Genomic DNA, 18208 nt, shown 5'->3' with positions numbered 1-18208 from the left:
GTTTCTGCCCCAACCCTCCGATCGCGCTTATGTTCCCTTTGTGTCGGTCGAGAACATGATGAAGCTGGTCCACACCATCGGACTGGAACGAATGCTGGTGGAGATGGCCGGATATATCGAGGAGGATTTCCGCCGCTGGCCGCTTTTCGACAAGACCCCGCGCGTGGCGGCACATAGCCCCGTGGGTGTCATCGAGCTGATGCCGACCTCGGATGGAGAGCAATACGCGTTCAAATATGTGAACGGCCACCCGACCAACACCAAGGCGGGGCTGCAGACCGTCACGGCCTTCGGGCTTTTGGCGGATGTGGCCACGGGTTATCCGACGCTGCTCAGCGAAATGACCGTGCTGACCGCGATCCGCACCGCCGCAACCTCTGCCATGGTGGCCAAGCACCTGGCCCCGAAAGGCGCAAAGACGATGGCGATGATCGGCAATGGCGCGCAGTCGGAGTTCCAGTCGCTGGCGATGAAGGCCGTCGTGGGCATCGACACCGTGCGGCTTTACGACATCGACCGGGCCGCGACAGCAAAGGCCGCCCGTAACCTCGCCGGTCAGGGGCTGACCGTCGTCACCTGCGCGACGCCAGAGGACGCGATGGAAGGGGCGGAAATCATCACCACCTGCACCGCCGACAAGCAATATGCCACGATCCTGAATGACAACATGGTCGGGGAAGGCGTGCACATCAACGCGATCGGTGGCGACTGCCCGGGCAAGACGGAGCTTGCGCCTGCGATCCTGCACCGGTCCACGATCTTCGTGGAATACCCGCCGCAAACGCGGGTGGAGGGCGAGATTCAGCAACTGGACGAAGATCATCCGGTAACGGAGTTGTGGCAGGTCATCCTGGGCGAGGCCGAGGGCAGGGTGTGGTCGCAACAGATCACGCTGTTTGACTCCGTGGGCTTCGCCATCGAGGATTTCTCGGCGCTTCGCTATGTGCGGGACCGGCTGGAGGGGACGGAGCTGTTCGATCAGCTCGATATGCTGGCCGATCCCGACGACCCGCGGGACCTGTTCGGAATGCTGCAGCGCGCCAAGGGGTAAGGGAGTTTCGCCGCCTTCGGCCTCGACCCGCGAGGGGATCCTCCCCCCGCCCCCCCTGGAGTACTTGGACCAAGAAGAAACGCAGCACGCGTCAATGGAGGGTCAGTTCCCCCACCACATTGCGCCATTCGCCCGGGCCGATCAGTTTGCGATGTGTGAAGCGCACGGAATGGAGTGGACCTTCGATCTCTTCCTGCCAGAACTCGATGAAAGAAAAGAGTTTCGGGTGGTCAGGGGCGAGGTCGTAATCCTGCCAGATGAAGCTGTTCAGCACATGCGGATAATCTGGCATGTGATAGAACATCTCGGCCACGGTCAGCCCGTAGCCCTTGAGCATCAGCTCGGTCGGTGTGTCGGGCATGTTCTGCCTCCTGTTCGGCTGCTCACATAGAAATCATGCCACCGGAAGATTAAAAATCAAATAAAACAAATTGTTATCCATCGTGATCCCTGAGTGCCAACTGGACTCGGCGGGTCTGACCAAAGTTGACCAGATACATCAGAATGCCCATCCGTAACCGTTGGCTGCAAACCAGAAAAATGCCTGCAACTCTTGATTGAATCGCGGAGTTGAATCACGAAGCGAACAAAATTTTCGGGAAAGCGCGAAAAGCATGCTACGTTGTCCGAGGCGCTGACCACGACCGACAATACGACTGCGTTCTGCAACTCGGACCGGCTTGTGGTGCGTCGAGGGGGAAGCAATGACAATCGGAAAATCTATGATTGGCGCAAGGTTTTGCGCCGTATTAGGCGTTGCCGCCGTATTGGTTATCTCGCCTGTGGGAGCCATGGCAGACCAACCGGAAATGGGATGCTCGGATGACGAGTACTATGTTTTCCCGAATCCTGGCGCGACAAGGATGGGCTTACCGACGGGTTGCGTACCGAAAGATCAATTGGGGCATTACTGGAGCATGTTGCAAGACGTTGGAAATGGCATTGCGTGGGTCTTTAGTGGCGAGTCTTCATCTGGCACCGAGAACGATCCAAGCTTCACTGGAATGATGGGTGGCATGCGGTAGAGCGCACTGGGTGTGCCTAGCCTTTAAGCCGCTATTTCAAACTAAGATGAAATTCAGAAGCGATTTATGATCCGACGCAAGGTCGTAATCCTTCTTGAAAAATCTGTTCAGCACATGCGGGTGTTCGGGCATGTGATAGAATATTTCGGCCGTGGTCAGCCCATAGGCTTTGAGCATCAATTCGGTCTCTTCCTGGGCCATATACGCGCCTCCTGTTTTTCTGCCTGAAACGAATGCTGCCACAGCCGGATTTAAGAGCAACAAAAACAACTTGTTAGCCAGATGTCGTCGCGAGTGCCAACCGCCCTGACCCATTGCCATTGCACCCCATATCCCGGCCCTCTATACTGCCCGACAACAACATATAGACGCGCGGACAGAAGCGAGCATCAGGCGTGACCGACACCCCAGAACCCCCTGAAAACATGGAAGAAACCGGCCCCGAAACGCCGGCGCCCCATGGCCACCAGATTTCCATCGCCGAGGAGATGAAGACCAGCTTCATCGACTATGCGATGAGCGTGATCATTTCCCGCGCGATCCCCGATCTGCGCGACGGTCTGAAACCGGTTCACCGGCGCATCCTCTATGCGATGCACGAGACCGGCAACAGCCACGACAAGCCCTACCGGAAATCGGCCCGCCCCGTGGGCGATGTGATGGGGAAATACCACCCCCATGGCGACAGCGCGATCTATGACGCGCTGGTGCGCATGGCGCAGGATTTCTCCATGTCGCTGCCTCTGCTGGACGGTCAGGGCAATTTCGGCTCGATGGACGGGGATAACGCGGCGGCCATGCGCTATACCGAAGTGCGGATGGACAAGCCCGCCGCCTTCATGCTGGCCGATATCGACAAGGACACGGTCGATTTTCAGGACAACTATGACGGTAAGGATCAGGAACCGACGGTCCTGCCCTCACGCTTCCCCAACATGCTGGTCAATGGCGCGGGCGGCATCGCGGTCGGCATGGCCACCAATATCCCGCCGCATAACCTGGGTGAAGTTATCGACGCGTGTCAGGCGCTGATCGTGAACCCCGATCTTTCCAGCGAAGAGCTGATGGAATATGTGCCCGCCCCGGATTTCCCCACCGGAGGGATCATCCTGGGGCGCACCGGCGCACGCAAGGCTTACCTGGAAGGGCGCGGCAGCGTCATCATCCGGGCCAAGACGCGGGTGGAGGAGATCCGCAAGGATCGCTACGCCATCGTGCTGGATGAGATTCCCTATCAGGTCAACAAGGCCTCGATGATCGAGAAGATCGCCGATCTGGTACGAGAGAAGAAGCTGGAGGGCATTTCCGCCGTTCAGGACGAATCCGACCGGGTCGGTGTGCGCGTGGTGATCGAGCTCAAGCGCGACGCGACGCCGGAAGTGGTCTTGAACCAGCTCTTCCGCTTTACAAGCATGCAGACCCATTTCGGTTGCAACATGCTGGCGCTGAATGGCGGGCGACCGGAACAGCTTACCCTGCGGCGGTTCCTGACCTCGTTCCTGGATTTCCGCGAAGACGTGGTTGCCCGACGCACCGCCTACGAATTGCGCAAGGCGCGTGAACGCTCGCATGTTCTGTGCGGGCTGGCCGTGGCTGTCAGCAATGTCGATGAGGTCGTGGCAACCATCCGCCGTTCGGCCGATGCCGCCGAAGCACGCGAGGCGCTGATGACACGGCGCTGGCCTGCGGGCGAGATCGCAGATTACATCCGGCTGATTGACGATCCGACCCATACGATGAATGAGGACGGGACATATAACCTGTCGGAAACCCAGGCCCGTGCGATCCTGGAGCTGCGCCTGCAGCGTCTGACCCAGATCGGGGTCAAGGAAGTCACGGACGAGCTGCAGGAACTGGCCGCCAAGATCAAGGACTACCTCGCCATCCTCGCCAGTCGTGAACGGATCATGTCGATCATCTCGGACGAACTGGCTGAAGTGCGCGAGCAATTTGCCGTACCGCGCCGGACGGAGATCGTGGACTGGTCCGGCGATATGGATGACGAGGATCTGATCGAGCGCGAAGACATGGTCGTGACCGTGACCTCGGGCGGCTATATCAAGCGCACCCCGCTGGCCGATTTCCGCGCGCAGAAGCGCGGCGGCAAGGGGCTGTCGGGCGGCGAACTCAAGGAAGACGACGTCGTCACCACCCTCTTCGTCGCCAATACCCACACGCCGCTTCTGTTCTTCACCACTGACGGGATGGTCTACAAGCTCAAGACCTGGCGTCTGCCCCAAGGCGGACGCACGTCCAAGGGCAAGGCAATCGTCAACATCCTGCCGATCCCGACCGGCGTTTCTGTCGCGGCGGTGCTGCCCATCGACCGGGATGAGGACCACTGGGACGAATTGCAGATCGTCTTCGCCACCTCGGCAGGCGATGTCCGGCGCAACCAGCTGTCGGACTTCGCCAATGTGCGCGCGAATGGCAAGATCGCCATGAAACTGCCCGAGGACGGCTCCGTCAGCATGGTGAATGCCCGCATCTGTACCGAGGATGACGATGTCATGCTCGTCACCGATGCTGGCCGCGCGATCCGCTTCCGCACCACCGATGTGCGCGTCTTCAAAGGGCGTGATTCCACCGGTGTCCGGGGTATTCGCCTTTCGGATGGTGCAGCCGTTGTTTCCATGGCCGTGATCCGCCATTTCGAGGCCAGCGCCGAGGACCGCGCGGCCTATCTCAAGATGCGCCGCGCCGTGGCCGGTGTGACCGATGAGGCCGAAGACAGCGACGAGGAGGCCGTGGCCGACACCGCGCTCAGCCCCGAACAATATGCGGAGATGTCGGCGGCAGAGGATCTGATCCTGACGATCACCGCCAAGGGATCGGGCAAGCTGTCCTCGTCCCATGACTACCCGGTACGCGGGCGCGGCGGTCAGGGCGTCGCGGCAATGGACAAGGCGATGCGTGGCGGGGCTTTGGTGGCCTGCTTCCCGGTGGAAATGAGCGACCAGATCATGCTGGCCACCTCCAAGGGACAGTCGATCCGTTGCCCGGTTGACGGGATCTCGTTCCGCTCGCGCTCTGCCGGTGGGGTGAAAGTGTTCAACACCGCCAAGGGCGAAGAGGTCGTCTCGGTCGCCTGGATCGCCGAGCAAACCGAGGACGAGGCTGCCGATGCCGTTGAATGACTGGATCCCGCTCTTCCTGTTCGGGGGGGCGGTCATTCTGGCCATGGCGTTGCTGGCCCGCTACCAGTCGGGCCGGTATCAGGACTATCTGGCGCGTCACACGGCGGAAACCGAGAAGGTGACCACCAATCAGAACCGGCAGATCGAACAGCAGGAGGCGCATAATGCCCTTCTGCGCGATCAGAACGCCCTGCTGGACCGCATCGCCACGGCGCTGGAACGCAAGACGTGACCAATCGGCTGGCGCTGGTGGCCTTTCTGGCCCGAGATTATGACGAGGCGATCGACTGGTTCCGGAGGGCGCTGGATTGGCAGCTTCTGGAAGATACCGATCTGGGCGGCGGCAAGAGATGGGTGCGCATGGCCTCGGATGCTGACGCGATGACCCAATTCCTGATCGCGCGGGCGGTGGACGGCCAAGCCGGCGCAATCGGCAACCATGCGGGCGGGCGCGTCGGGTATTTCCTTCACACGGATGATTTCGACGTCAGCCGCGCGCGGATGCTGGCCGCTGGTGTGAGGTTTGAGGAAGAGCCACGACATGAACCTTACGGGACTGTCGCCGTCTTCCACGACCTCTATGGCAACCGGTGGGATCTGATCGCGCCCAAATAGGTGCAATTTCACACAGAACGGGCGCGTATTCGCGCAGTTTGGTGCATTGAGAAACACGCCCTCTATGAGGCATGACGCCGGCAGATGCTGCGCCGCAGCGCAAACCCGTCCCTCAAAGGAGTTCCCAAATGTCCACACTTCAAACCTACGCCCTCCCCGCTGGCCGCATTCTGATGGCCCTGATCTTCGTCGTCGCCGGCTTCGGCAAACTGGGCGATGTTCAGGGCTTTGCCGGTTACATGGCCTCTGGCGGCATCCCCGCCATCCTGGCCTGGCCTGCCGTTCTATTCGAGATCCTTGCCGGTCTGGCCCTGCTGGTCGGCTTCATGACCCGGCCCGTCGCCCTGACGCTCGCCGCATTCTCGATCGTCACGGCCTTTCTTTATCACTTCGATATGGGCAACCAGATGCAGCAGATCATGTTCCTGAAAAACCTTGCCATGGCAGGCGGCTATCTGGTGATCGCAGCCCATGGGGCCGGGGCGCTGTCGCTGGACAATCGCCTTGGTCGGCCCGCCGCGGCCTGACACTCGCCACAAAGGTTAACAACGCCCGCCGCTTGCCCGTTTGCAAGCGGCGGTTGCGTTTTCCGGGGCCTGAACACAGTCTAGCCATCTTTCCGCCCCCGCCCCGCCCCGCGAATGCACCGCCTTTTCCTCAAATCCATAATAAAACCGCCAGATTTCGGACCCAGATTGGTCTCACTGGGGCAAAACGCCGGGGGGCGACTACCAGTCTGCAAGGCTGCCAAGCAGAGAAGACATTGGTCATGACCAACCCGAGCGCCGAACGCATCACGCTGAATGCCACCGCCCAGAACTTGCTGCGGATCGTCATCGCCTCTTACTTTCTCGCCGTCGGGCTTAACCTGATCCCCGGCACCAATCTGACCATCCTCGCCGAGCAAGTGTTGCCCTCCCATGTGGCCGAGCCATTGGCGGCCATGATGGTCTTTGCCCTCGCCTTCCTTGTCATGATCGGCCTCTACATGCGCCCCGCCGCGCTGGTGCTTGGGTTGATGACGCTCTTTGCAAGCTACCTGCAGATGATCGAACTAGGCGTTGCGGACGAACTGGGTACCTTCTGGCGCGATCTCGTGCTGATCGCGGCCCTGATGCTGACCTATGCGGAAAACGCCCCGCGTGATCACCGGATGCGCAGCGCCATTCGCCGCAAGGTGACGCCGCGCCGGGTGGCTCCGGTCGATCATCCGCACCGGCCGCGTCCAGCGGCAGTGACGCCCGCGGCGCCGCAGCCCGCCCTGCCCACAATCGCGCCGGGCGTGGCCTTCGTCAGCCGTCGCAAGCTGGCCGCGAATCTTCCCGATCCGATTGACAACATCTTTACCGAGCTCACAGCAACTGGTTAACGCCCTGCTCCAGCGGGTGTGCCCGGGCGCCGCGCTCTCCGAAATGGGGGCGCGGCGCTTTATCATGGCTCGACGCCATCCCGGTCCGTCCTTCAAGACCGATAAACAATGCCGATGTTTCGCGGCAACTTCATCGGGAATTAAGGCAGACACCTGCCTAAAAGTTCAGGTCTGGTTTCCACTTTGGGAACAATACCGACCCAACCAAGCCATTGCAGAACTAGCCGAGTATAAATCTCCCAGAAGGTTCCCCTTCAGCGGCCTTGTCCTGCCCCAATTGGCGAAGAGACTGTCACTATCGAGCAATTAACCTTAACGGGACAGAGACGATGAACAACCTTACCGAATGGCTCCGCCTGAACTTCCGGGTCTGCCTCTCGGCGACTCTCATGATCGAGGCCGCCATCGGCCTGATTCCGCAACTTAGGGATTGCAACGTCCCGACGGTCGTCGGCGGCATGGAGGGGCTGGAGTACCACTCTGCCGCACTGGCCGCGCTCTTCTTCGTCCTGAGCTTCTGGCTGATCCTGGGTATTCGCACGTCGATGGTCGCCGCCATGTCTATGGCGCTCCTCGTTCTGCCCGCAATCATGACCAACCCCGACGGAGATCCCGCATTGGCCGTCAAGATCACCCTGGTGTCGGTCTTCTCGGTTCCTTTGATCCTATATGGTGGCGGGCGCTACACACTTTACGAAGTTCATGAGGCGCTCAATATCAACCGCGGAACACAGGACAGCGAAACGCAATCCGCTTGACAAATCACTCAGATCGCACTTTATTTAAAACAGGCAATTGATCATCAATTGCCTGTTTTCCATTGTCATTTCCCCTAGTAAAGGGAATGGCCAGCGGACGGCTGGAGTAGCTGAGACAAATGGAAGTTCCTCAAAATGGACAACTGGGACGATCTGAAATTTTTTCTCGCTGTACACAAAAGCGGCACGATGGTTGCGGCGGCCCGCCATCTTGGTGCGAATGTGGCAACTGTATCGCGCCGAATCGAACGCCTTGGCCAGACACTGGGCACACCAGCTTTCATCAAGACATCAGGTGACTGGAAGCCGAATCCGGACCTGGAAAGCCTGCTTTTTCTGATCGAAGAGTTCGAGGGCAAGCTGAGCGCGGAACGAAATCAGATCTCGTTGAAATCCGAAGGCGCAAACCCCGTCATGATCCGGGTCGGGGCGCCTCCCATTGTTCTTGGCGGCGTCCTGTCTGCGAATGTTGGTGATTTTCTGTCTAAAAACAAAGGCTACACGATTGAACTTCACAATCGCACATCACGCTCTGGCCTTGGTGATGTCGACGTTATGATCATGGACACCCCACCAGATCGCGGCAGTCTGATCACCCGCCGCGTGGGAAACATGGAATTCAACACCTACAGAAGGGCGCCCTTTGATATCAACGACGAGTGGATCGGGCTGGTCGACAAGCACGATGACTTCGAGCCGATGCGCCGCGCACGAGCCTTGTTCCGGCGTCCCCCGTCACTTCGTGCAGCGAACTTCTTCGATGCATTCCGAATCTCCAAATCGACCGGTCTGCCTGTGCTGCTTCCAACCTTTTTGGCAAAACGGGATTCGGACTTTCAACCTGCGTTTGACGACATCGAGCCAATCAATGTGGATTTTTGGGCGGCATTCCACAGCTCTAGAAAAAAAGACCAGTCCGCAATAGACGCCATGAACTGGATCGTATCTTCTTTCGAACAGTCGCAAACTATCCTTTTGAATATTGAATAACACCCTTAATTCTCGCAAAGATGCTTTTGCAAGCTTTCAGCTTTAATAGTTTTGGTCAAAGGTTAATATTAAATAAAACAAAAACGAGCTTACAGGCAGAACAGGCATGACATTCGGGAAGATGCTACATCTATTGTGCAGGATGCTGACTGCGTTCCTGCTGACAACAGCCTCGATCGAGGCGCTTGCGGTCATCGACTTGCACTGGACCGTGGGGACGCACGGGATCCACGGTGTGGAATGGACCGCCATCATTGTGTTGTGTGCTCTTATTCTTTCGACAGCGGTCTGGCTTCTCGTCGGCATCCGCAGCCGGGCGGTTGCAATGCTTGGGGTCGCCCTTCTCTGCGGGCTCACCCTTTGGTTCGATGCCATGGAAATCCAGACGGTGTATGGCGCATGGCTGGCCATCGCGGCCGCCGCAACCGCTGTTCCGCTGGTCTTGCGCGGCGGCGGGCAGTTTGCGCTGTACCGCATGGGATGGAAGCGTCTCGCATGAGCGCCACTGCGTGGCTTGGCAAATCACCTCCCCTGGCCTACATCCCCGGTCATGACAAAAGCGATCCACATCATCGGCGGCGGCATGGCCGGGTCCGAAGCCGCCTGGCAAGCGATCAATCTTGGCGTGCCCGTGGTCATCCACGAAATGCGCCCGCATGTGGGCACCTTTGCACACCAGACCGGCAACCTTGCGGAGATGGTCTGTTCCAATTCCTTCCGTTCTGATGATGACGAACAGAATGCCGTCGGCCTTCTGCATTGGGAAATGCGCGCGGCTGGCGGCCTGATCATGGAGATGGCCGACCGCCATCGTCTGCCCGCGGGCGGCGCTTTGGCAGTGGACAGGGAACCTTTCGCCCAATCCGTCACCGACCGGCTGCGCAGCCATCCCCTCGTGAGGGTGGTCGAAAATGAAATCACCGCCCTGCCCGATGACGGGCCTGCGATCATTGCCACCGGCCCGCTGACCTCGGGTGCCCTTGCCGCGGCGATCGCGCAGGAAGCCGGGCAGGACAGCCTCGCCTTCTTCGACGCCATCGCTCCCATCGTCCACGCCGACAGCATCGACATGTCCAAGGCCTGGATGCAATCGCGCTATGACAAGGGCGAGACCGAGGAAGAACGCACCGCCTATCTCAACTGCCCGATGGATCGCGACACCTACGAGGCCTTCATCGACGCCCTGCTGGCCGCCGACAAGACCGAGTTCCACGAGGGCGAGACGGCAAAGTATTTCGACGGCTGCCTGCCCATCGAGGTCATGGCCGAACGCGGCCGCGAAACGCTGCGCCATGGGCCGATGAAACCCGTGGGCCTGACCAACCCGCACCAGCCGGACGTGAAGGCGCACGCCGTCGTGCAGCTGCGCCGCGACAACAAACTGGGGACGCTGTTCAACATCGTGGGCTTCCAGACCAAGATGAAATACGGGGCGCAGACCGAGGTATTCCGCATGATCCCCGGGCTGGAAAACGCCCGCTTCGCCCGATTGGGCGGTATCCACCGCAACACCTTCATCAATTCGCCCACGTTGCTGGACGCCGAGATGCGCCTGCGCTCCCGCCCGCATATCCGCTTCGCGGGCCAGATCACCGGGGTCGAGGGTTACGTGGAATCGGCGGCCATGGGCCTTCTGGCAGGCCGTCTCGCCGCTGCCGAAGTTCTGGGCCAGACGCTGCCGCCCGTTCCGCAAGTCACCGCCATGGGCGCGCTGATCCATCACATCACCGGCGGGGCCGAGGCCAAGACCTTCCAGCCCATGAACGTGAATTTCGGGCTGTTCCCGCCCATTGACCTGAAGGGCGGGCGCAGAAACCGCAAGGCGCGCTACAAGGGCTACACGGACCGCGCGAAATCCGCCTGGCAGGAATGGCTGGACGCGGGCTGAGCGGCGCTGCTAGCCTTTCGCCATGACCCGCAAATTCCTCGACTCGACCTATGATCTGAAAGATCCCGCAGACGTCAAAGCCCATTACGACGAGTGGGCGGCAAGCTATGATGCGGAGATCTCGGAGAATGGCTATGCCCTGCCGCGCCGCGCGGCGGAGGCCCTGGCCGGTCTGGGTCTGTCGCCCGACGTGACGATCCTCGACGTGGGCTGTGGCACCGGGCTGTCCGGTGTGGCCTTCGCCAAGGCGGGCTTCTCCATCTTTGATGGGGTCGATGTCTCCGCCGATATGATGGCCGAGGCAAAGAAACGCGGGATCTATCGCAAGCTGTCGGTCACGGAACCGGGGGAAGCTCTGCCCGATGGCGACTACGATGTGATCGCGGGCGTCGGTGTTCTGGGCCATGGTGCGGCCCCGCCCGGGCTGATCGACCTGATGGTGGAGGCGCTGAAACCGGGCATGATCCTTCTCTATTCGCTGAATGACAAAGCCCTGGCCGACCCGGATTACGCCCGCAAGGTCGCCGCAACCAAAGCGCGTCCCGACCTGGTTCTGCGCCTTGAGGAACACGGGGAACACCTGCCGGGTATCGACTTGAAGTCCACCATATATATCTTTGAAAAGACGTGACCTTTCGCACTCGCTTTGCCCCATCTCCAACCGGCCCCCTGCATCTGGGCCATGCCTATTCCGCGATCCTGGCCCATGACATGGCGCGCGCGACTGGCGGTCAGTTCCTGCTCCGGATCGAAGATATCGACCGCTCGCGCGCCCGGCCCGAATGGGAAGATCTGATCTATGATGACCTGGAGTGGCTTGGCCTGACCTGGGACGGGCCGGTGATGCGGCAATCCGAGCGGCTGGACAGCTATTGCGAAACGCTCGACGCGCTTTGGGCGCGCGGCCTGCTCTATCCCTGCGACTGCAACCGCCGCGACATTGCCGAAGCCGCCTCCGCCCCGCAGGAAGGCGCGCCGATGTTGGGGCCCGATGGCATCGTCTATCCCGGCACCTGCCGCAGCAAGCCACGCCAGCCCGGCCAAATGACCCCGCGCCCATCCGGCGCGTTACGGCTCGACATGGGGCAAGCTGGGTTGGCCAAGGGCGTCTACACCCCCCGGCTCGGCGCCGAGGGTATCGCCAGCTTCGAGGAATCTGGCAACGGAGAGCACATCCGGCACGGGATTGTCGCGTTCACCCCCGATGAGGTCAGTCACGAGATTGGCGATGTGGTGATCGCGCGCCGGGATATGGGCACCTCCTATCACCTGGCCGTGGTCCTGGACGATGCCGCGCAGGGCATCACCGACGTGGTGCGCGGCGCGGACCTGTTCGAGGCCACCCGCATCCACGTCATCCTGCAACGCCTGCTTGGCTTGCCGACACCCCGATACCACCACCATCGCCTGATCCGGGACCAGAACGGAAAACGCCTTGCCAAACGCGACGATGCCCGCGCGATCCGAAAGTACCGGGAAGAGGGCCACAGCCCCGAGGACATCCGTCGCATGATCGGCCTCCCTCAGGCTTAACGGGATCTTTACGCACCCCCGTTAACCTTAACGCGCCCGCCCGCCCCTTCTTCTTGGCCAAAATACTCCCGCCGGAGGCATCCAACAGACGACGCACGGCACCGGCCTCAGGCCAGGGGTGCCATGATCTCCACCTCGTCCCCCGCGCGGATCGCCGTGTAAAAACAGCTCCGCCGGTTGGTATGGCAGGCTGGCCCGGTCTGACGCACCACAGCCAGCAGACAATCCCGGTCGCAATCGACGCGCAGCTCCACCAGTTCCTGCACATGGCCAGAGCTTTCGCCCTTCACCCAGAAGCTTTGCCGTGACCGCGACCAATAGGTCACTCGCCCCGTTTCCAGCGTCCGCGCCACGGATTCGGCATTCATCCAGGCCATCATCAGCACCTCGCCTGTCGCCTCCTCCTGCGCGATGCAGGGGATCAGCCCGTCTGCGGTATATGTCAGCGTTGCGGGATCAAAGCTCATGACCAGCACCCTTTGCAATCTTGTGATTGGTCGCTACCTATAGGGCAGCAGCAGCCGGGAAAAGCCCATGAGCACCGAAAGCGACCTGATCAAGCTTTATTCGCAGCGCATCCTGGCGCTGGCGGCGGATATTCCGCTGACCGACCGGCTGGAGGATCCCCAGGCCACGGTGCGCAAGCGGGCGCCGCTATGCGGCTCGACCGTGACCGTGGATCTCGATATCGAAGACGGTCGCATCATCCGCTTCGGTCAGGATGTGAAGGCCTGTGCGCTTGGTCAGGCCTCTGCCGCGTTGATGGCGGCCCATATCATCGGACGCACCCGCGCCGAGGTGGAACAGGGCCGCGATCAGCTACGCGCCATGCTGAAGGACGGCGCCCCTCCGCCCGAGGCCCCCTTCACCGGCTACGAGGTTCTGGAACCCGCGCGCGACTACAAGAACCGCCATGCCTCGATCATGCTGGCCTTCGAGGCCACCGCGCAAGCCATGGGCGAGGCCGAAGCCGCCGCCTGCGCCTGAACTCCACCTCTGAACAAAAAAACCGCCGCGCTCCGGGGCACGGAGGCGGCGGCAGGTATGCGTGTCGGGGGATCCGGCGGGCCGGGCATTTGGACAGGCAGTTCCAAAGGCCCTGAGGCAGAGGCAGCGCGGGGGTTTGGGGACAGACCCGCAGCTATTGAAAAGCCATCCGGAGATACGACCGCAGGCAGAGGCAAAAGGTCAGAGCGCGCCGGGCAGATGCAGGGCACCCAAGGTCATCACACCGATCGCGAGAACACCGGCAAAATCATAGAGAAGCGAGTCGCGGGAGGTTTCGAGAATCTGGCGGATCTGGGTGATCATGGTTTCCAATTCCTGAACAACTTGTGGCGTGTTAACGCTTTGTTCTCATATTCAGCGCACGGATGCAAGAACTTTATGAGAACATTTGAGAACAAAGCCGGTCCAATGGTTAACGATGGTTAATAGGTTATTAACCTTCCTTACCCGACCGAAATCAGCCCGATGGCCTTCTCCTGCTCCATCAACCACAGCAGAACCCGCGCCGATTGCCCCCGCGGGCTGATCATTTCCGGGTCCCGGTCCAACAGCGCCCGCGCATCCGATTGCGCGATGCTCATCAGGGCTGTCTGCCCTTCCAGATCCGCCACCCGGAACTTCGGCAGGCCCGATTGCGCGGTGCCGATCAGGTCTCCCGCGCCCCGGATCGCCAGGTCTTCCTCGGCAATGCGGAACCCGTCCTCGGTCTCCCGCAACACCTGCAAGCGCCGCGTGGCGGTTTCCCCAAGCGGCGCACGGTAGAGCAGCAGGCAGGTCGACGCGCCCTCGCCCCTTCCCACACGCCCCCGCAGCTGATGCAGCTGCGCCAGTCCGAAATTCTCCGCCTGCTCGATCACCATGATCGTGGCATTGGGCACGTTCACACCCACTTCGATCACCGTCGTGGCCACCAGAACGCGGGTCCGCCCCTCAACGAAATTGGCCATGGCCGCGTCCTTCTCGGCGGGCGGAAGCTGACCATGAACCAGCCCCACGACACCCTCGCCAAGGGCCGCCCGCAGGTGTTTGAACCGCTCCTCGGCGGCGGTCATTTCCACCGCCTCGCTTTCGCCGACCAGCGGGCAGACCCAATAGGCTTGCCGCCCCTCGGCCACTGCCTGACGCAGATGATCTACGACCTCATCCATGCGCGCGGTGCTGACCAGCGCGGTGCGCACCGGTTTCCGCCCCGGCGGCTTTTCATCCAGCACCGAGATATCCATATCGCCATAGGTGGCGAGGCTGAGCGTGCGGGGAATCGGCGTCGCCGTCATCACCAGCACATCCGCCTTCGCGCCCTTCTGGCCCAGTTTCACCCGCTGGCGCACGCCGAAGCGATGCTGTTCATCGACGATCGCGAGCCGCAGGTCAGCGAACTCCACATCGTCCTGAAACACCGCATGGGTGCCGACCAGAATGCCGATCTCTCCCGATTTCAGCGCCTCCAGCTTCGCGCGCCGATCCGCCCCCTTGTCGCGCCCCGTCAGGCTTTCCAGCCGAACACCCGCCGCCTCGGCCAGCGGTTTCAGCCCGTCGAAGTGCTGCGCGGCCAGGATCGAGGTCGGCGCCATCATCACCCCCTGCCCGCCCGCTTCAACGGCGACCAACAGCGCCATCAGTGCCACCAGCGTCTTGCCCGCGCCCACATCGCCCTGCAAAAGCCGGTTCATCTTGACCGGGCTGGCCATATCGGCAGCGATCTCGGCAATCGCCCGTTCCTGCGCCCCTGTGGGATGATAGGGAAGCGATTTCAACACCTTGGCCCGCAGCGCCTCGTCACCCTCACTGACCCGCCCCTTGGCGCGTTTCAGTTTCAGCCGCGCCAGTCCTAGCGTCAGTTGATGGGCCAGCAGCTCATCATAGGCCAGCCTCTCCCGCGCCGGGTGACTGCGCGACAGGGTTTCGGGGCCATCCGGGCAGTGCAACTGCTCCAGCGCATCGGGCCAGGCCGGCCATTTGCGGGATTTCAGCAGCTCCAGATCAATCCATTCCCCGAAATAGGGCGCGCGCGGCAGGGCCGAGGCGATGGCCTTGCTGATCCCCTTCTGGGTGACGCCAGAGGTCAGGGGATAGACCGGTTCATAGGCTGGGATCTCGTCCGCATCGGCAATGGGTAGGATGTGGTCGGGATGAACCATCTGCGCCAGCCCGTCGAAAAGCTCCACCTTGCCGGACACCAGACGGCGGCTGCCCGTCGGCAGAACCCTTTGCAAATAGTCGCCATGGGCGTGGAAGAAGACCAGCTCGAAACTGGTGGCCGCATCCGTCACCTGCACCCGATAGGGCCGCCCGCGCGAAGCCGGTTTGCGGTGCGGGCCCACTTCGACCTCGACCGTCACGATGCCAGGCAATGCGGCGTCGCGAATGCTGTCGCGCCGGGTCCGGTCCACGCCGCCAACCGGCAGGGTCAGCAGCAGGTCCTTGGGCGTTTCCACCCCCAAACCCTTGTAATGCTTTGCCGTTTTAGGGCCGATCCCGTCCAGCCCCTCCAGCTCTGCGAAGAGCGGGAAGAGGATTTCCGGGCGTCCCTTGGGCATCTCAACCATCGGACTGCGCCGCCGCGGCGGCGTCGTTGATCAACGCGAGCCACGCGTCCTCATCAATGGTTTCCACGCCCAGATCGGCGGCCTTCTTGGCCTTCGACCCGGCCCCCGGCCCCGCGACCAGCAGATCGGTCTTGGCGGAGACGGACCCCGAGACCTTGGCGCCCAAAGCCTCCGCCCGCGCCTTGGCCTCGGCGCGGGTCATCTTCTCCAGCGTGCCGGTGAAGACCACGGTCTTGCCCGCGACGGGGCTGTTCGAGGTGGCGGGTGCGGCCTCTGCCTGAACGTCCAACGCGGCGACCAGCCGGTCAATGGAGGCCCGTTCTCGGGGCTGCCCGAACGCCGTTACGAGCGCTTGGGCAACCGTCGCGCCAATCCCGTCAATGCCGGTGATCTCATCCCAGGCGGCACGCGCCTCTGCGGGCACCTCTGTCCAGGCCGCTTCGCGCGTGGCGCTGATCTGGGCGCGGCGGCCTTCATCAGCGGCGCGCGCCCGTTCGGTGGCGATGGCCTCATCCGCGTTTCGGGCCGCGTCGGCGGCAGGCTGCGCGCGATCCACGCTTTCCGCAAGCGCATCCCAGTTTGAGAAATGCCTCGCCAGATCGGCCGCCGCCACCTCGCCCACATGCCGGATACCAAGCGAAAACAATAGACGTTTCAGGGGGATGGCGCGTTTTTCCTCAATCGCCTTGAACAGGTTCTCCGCCGATTTCTCGCCCCAGCCTTCCCGGTTCTTGAGCTGCTGCAAACCGCTGCCATAGCGCGCCTGAAGCTCGAAAATATCAGCGGGTTCCGCGATCCAGCCATCCTTGTGGAACTGCTCCACCTGCTTGGCGCCAAGCCCTTCGATATCAAACGCGGCGCGGCTGACGAAATGCTTGAGCTTTTCCACCGCCTGCGCGGGACAGATCAGCCCGCCGGTGCAGCGGCGCACCGCGTCGCCTTCCTCGCGCACCGCATCCGACCCGCATTCGGGGCAGGTCGTCGGGAACACATAGGGCGCGGCGTCCTCGGGCCGTTTCGACAGATCCACATCCGCCACTTTCGGGATCACGTCCCCGGCGCGATAAACCTGCACCCAATCGCCGACGCGAATATCCTTACCCTCGCGGATCTGGTTGCCGCTGGAATCCCGCCCGGCGATGTAATCCTCGTTATGCAGCGTCGCGTTCGAGACCACGACGCCGCCGACCGTGACCGGGGAAAGCCGCGCGACCGGGCTGAGCGCGCCGGTGCGGCCCACCTGAATGTCGATGGTTTCCAGACGAGTCCAGGCCAGTTCGGCGGCGAATTTATGAGCAATGGCCCATCGTGGTGTGGTCGAGCGCATGCCGAGCCGGGCCTGTAGCGCCAGATCATTCAGCTTATAGACCACCCCGTCGATATCATAGCCGAGCGTCGCGCGGGCCTGTTCGATCTCTCGGTAGTGGGCGAGCATCGCCTCGGTCGTGTCGCAGAGCTTCGTGCGGTCGTTGGTCTGGAAGCCGAGCGCCTTCAGCCGATCAATCGCACCCATCTGGGTTTCCGCGAGGGGCTCCGACAGCTCCCCCCAGGCATAGGCGAAGAATTTCAGCGGGCGTTCGCGGGTGATCGACGAATCGAGCTGTCGCAGCGACCCGGCGGCGGCGTTGCGCGGGTTGGCGAAGGTCTTGCCGCCCCGCTCCGCCTGCCGTGCATTCAGTGCCTCGAAATCGGCATGAGACATGTAGACCTCACCGCGCACTTCCAGCACCTCGGGCGCGCCAGTCAGGACCTGCGGGATGTCGGCAATGGTGCGGGCGTTGGCCGTGACGTTCTCCCCCACCTCGCCGTCGCCACGGGTCGCGGCCTGCACCAGACGCCCGTTTTCATAGCGCAGCGACAGCGACAGCCCGTCAATCTTGGGCTCGGCGGTGAAGGCAAGCGGCGCATCCGGGGCGAGCCCCAGGAAATTCCGGATGAAACGGGCGAATTCCGCCACGTCCTCATCCTCGAACGCATTGCCGAGCGACAGCATCCGCACCGCGTGGGTGACCTTGGAAAACCCCTCCGCCGGAGCGGCGCCGACCTGATCGGTCGGGCTGTCAGCGCGTTTCAGGGCGGGAAAGCGGGCCTCGAGTGCTGCGTTCTCGCGCTTCAGCGCGTCATATTCCGCATCCGATATTTCGGGGGCATCCTGCCGGTGATAGGCATCGTTTGCGCGTGCAATCGCTTCGGCCAGTTCCCTCAGCCGTGCCGGGGCCTCTGCCTCGGTCACGTCCCTCGCCCGGTCTTCCGGTGTCTCGGATTGCGTTGCCATCTCTGCCCCTCGA

General features: G+C 61.9%; 19 protein-coding genes and 1 pseudogene. 14 read left to right on the top strand and 6 right to left on the bottom strand.

Features of this window, described 5'->3' with window-relative positions; genetic code table 11:
- The first annotated feature begins 4 nt into the window (after positions 1-4).
- Positions 5-1051: an ornithine cyclodeaminase gene (locus ACOOEX_RS07545; protein WP_420398345.1), complete on the top strand. Its 1047-nt coding sequence runs from the start codon at positions 5-7 to the stop codon at positions 1049-1051.
- Between the two features lie 91 nt (positions 1052-1142).
- Here ACOOEX_RS07545 and ACOOEX_RS07540 read toward each other — a convergent pair whose 3' ends face one another.
- A complete protein-coding gene (locus ACOOEX_RS07540; protein WP_071690336.1) occupies positions 1143-1412 on the bottom strand; it encodes an usg protein in 270 nt (89 codons plus the stop codon).
- 343 nt (positions 1413-1755) lie between these two features.
- Between ACOOEX_RS07540 and ACOOEX_RS07535 the strand changes: the two genes are divergently transcribed.
- Complete coding sequence (locus ACOOEX_RS07535) at positions 1756-2076, top strand: hypothetical protein (protein ID WP_420397835.1); 321 nt, start codon at positions 1756-1758, stop codon at positions 2074-2076.
- Between the two features lie 45 nt (positions 2077-2121).
- Here ACOOEX_RS07535 and ACOOEX_RS07530 read toward each other — a convergent pair.
- Positions 2122-2277 (bottom strand): annotated as a pseudogene (locus ACOOEX_RS07530) (aspartate-semialdehyde dehydrogenase); the annotation flags it as partial.
- Positions 2278-2471: 194 nt separating this feature from the next.
- Between ACOOEX_RS07530 and gyrA the strand changes: the two are divergent.
- The 11 genes from gyrA to gluQRS all read left to right on the top strand — a co-directional run bounded on the left by gyrA (position 2472) and on the right by gluQRS (position 12366).
- Positions 2472-5213 (top strand): DNA gyrase subunit A, encoded by a 2742-nt coding sequence (gene gyrA, locus ACOOEX_RS07525; protein ID WP_420397834.1) that lies wholly within the window; start codon positions 2472-2474, stop codon positions 5211-5213.
- Complete coding sequence (locus tag ACOOEX_RS07520; RefSeq protein ID WP_420397833.1) at positions 5200-5445, top strand: hypothetical protein; 246 nt, start codon at positions 5200-5202, stop codon at positions 5443-5445. The genes gyrA and ACOOEX_RS07520 overlap by 14 nt, the downstream gene beginning before the upstream one ends.
- A complete protein-coding gene (locus ACOOEX_RS07515; RefSeq protein ID WP_420397832.1) occupies positions 5442-5828 on the top strand; it encodes a VOC family protein in 387 nt (128 codons plus the stop codon). The genes ACOOEX_RS07520 and ACOOEX_RS07515 overlap by 4 nt, the downstream gene beginning before the upstream one ends.
- Positions 5829-5956: 128 nt before the next feature.
- The gene (locus ACOOEX_RS07510; RefSeq protein WP_371931217.1) at positions 5957-6355 is read left to right on the top strand and encodes a DoxX family protein; all 399 of its coding nucleotides are present in this window, start codon (positions 5957-5959) and stop codon (positions 6353-6355) included.
- A 242-nt stretch (positions 6356-6597) separates the two neighbouring features.
- Positions 6598-7197, top strand: a complete 600-nt coding sequence (locus ACOOEX_RS07505) for a hypothetical protein (protein WP_420397831.1) — start codon at positions 6598-6600, stop codon at positions 7195-7197.
- Positions 7198-7526: 329 nt separating this feature from the next.
- The gene (locus tag ACOOEX_RS07500) at positions 7527-7955 is read left to right on the top strand and encodes a hypothetical protein (protein WP_071690330.1); all 429 of its coding nucleotides are present in this window, start codon (positions 7527-7529) and stop codon (positions 7953-7955) included.
- 135 nt (positions 7956-8090) lie between these two features.
- Complete coding sequence (locus tag ACOOEX_RS07495; RefSeq protein WP_420397830.1) at positions 8091-8945, top strand: LysR family transcriptional regulator; 855 nt, start codon at positions 8091-8093, stop codon at positions 8943-8945.
- A 106-nt stretch (positions 8946-9051) separates the two neighbouring features.
- On the top strand, positions 9052-9444 hold the full coding sequence (locus tag ACOOEX_RS07490) for a hypothetical protein (RefSeq protein ID WP_420397829.1): 393 nt from the start codon (positions 9052-9054) through the stop codon (positions 9442-9444).
- A 51-nt stretch (positions 9445-9495) separates the two neighbouring features.
- A complete protein-coding gene (gene trmFO / locus ACOOEX_RS07485) occupies positions 9496-10833 on the top strand; it encodes a methylenetetrahydrofolate--tRNA-(uracil(54)-C(5))-methyltransferase (FADH(2)-oxidizing) TrmFO (protein ID WP_420397828.1) in 1338 nt (445 codons plus the stop codon).
- Positions 10834-10855: 22 nt separating this feature from the next.
- Positions 10856-11464, top strand: coding sequence for a class I SAM-dependent DNA methyltransferase (locus tag ACOOEX_RS07480; RefSeq protein ID WP_420397827.1), 609 nt, complete (start codon positions 10856-10858; stop codon positions 11462-11464).
- Positions 11461-12366: a tRNA glutamyl-Q(34) synthetase GluQRS gene (gene gluQRS / locus ACOOEX_RS07475; RefSeq protein ID WP_420397826.1), complete on the top strand. Its 906-nt coding sequence runs from the start codon at positions 11461-11463 to the stop codon at positions 12364-12366. Before ACOOEX_RS07480 ends, gluQRS begins: the two co-directional genes overlap by 4 nt.
- A 107-nt stretch (positions 12367-12473) precedes the next feature.
- On the opposite strand, the gene hisI is transcribed toward gluQRS, so the two are convergent.
- Positions 12474-12833 (bottom strand): phosphoribosyl-AMP cyclohydrolase, encoded by a 360-nt coding sequence (gene hisI / locus ACOOEX_RS07470; protein ID WP_420397825.1) that lies wholly within the window; start codon positions 12831-12833, stop codon positions 12474-12476.
- Positions 12834-12900: 67 nt separating this feature from the next.
- Here hisI and ACOOEX_RS07465 point away from each other — a divergent pair, with 67 nt between their 5' ends.
- Entirely contained in the window at positions 12901-13353 is a 453-nt protein-coding gene (locus tag ACOOEX_RS07465; protein WP_420397824.1) for an iron-sulfur cluster assembly scaffold protein, read from the top strand.
- Between the two features lie 201 nt (positions 13354-13554).
- On the opposite strand, the gene ACOOEX_RS07460 is transcribed toward ACOOEX_RS07465, so the two are convergent.
- From ACOOEX_RS07460 to ligA, 3 genes are all read right to left on the bottom strand, one after another.
- The gene (locus ACOOEX_RS07460) at positions 13555-13677 is read right to left on the bottom strand and encodes a hypothetical protein (RefSeq protein ID WP_281249830.1); all 123 of its coding nucleotides are present in this window, start codon (positions 13675-13677) and stop codon (positions 13555-13557) included.
- A gap of 140 nt (positions 13678-13817) precedes the next feature.
- Complete coding sequence (gene recG, locus ACOOEX_RS07455; RefSeq protein WP_420397823.1) at positions 13818-15920, bottom strand: ATP-dependent DNA helicase RecG; 2103 nt, start codon at positions 15918-15920, stop codon at positions 13818-13820.
- Complete coding sequence (gene ligA / locus ACOOEX_RS07450; RefSeq protein ID WP_420397822.1) at positions 15913-18195, bottom strand: NAD-dependent DNA ligase LigA; 2283 nt, start codon at positions 18193-18195, stop codon at positions 15913-15915. Before ligA ends, recG begins: the two co-directional genes overlap by 8 nt.
- Positions 18196-18208: the final 13 nt, after the last annotated feature.

It is taken from the genome of Nioella sp. (assembly GCF_965215655.1).
Taxonomy (GTDB): domain Bacteria; phylum Pseudomonadota; class Alphaproteobacteria; order Rhodobacterales; family Rhodobacteraceae; genus Nioella.
The sequence above is the reverse complement of the archived record's forward strand: the minus strand, read 5'-3'. Positions and strand labels throughout refer to the sequence as shown.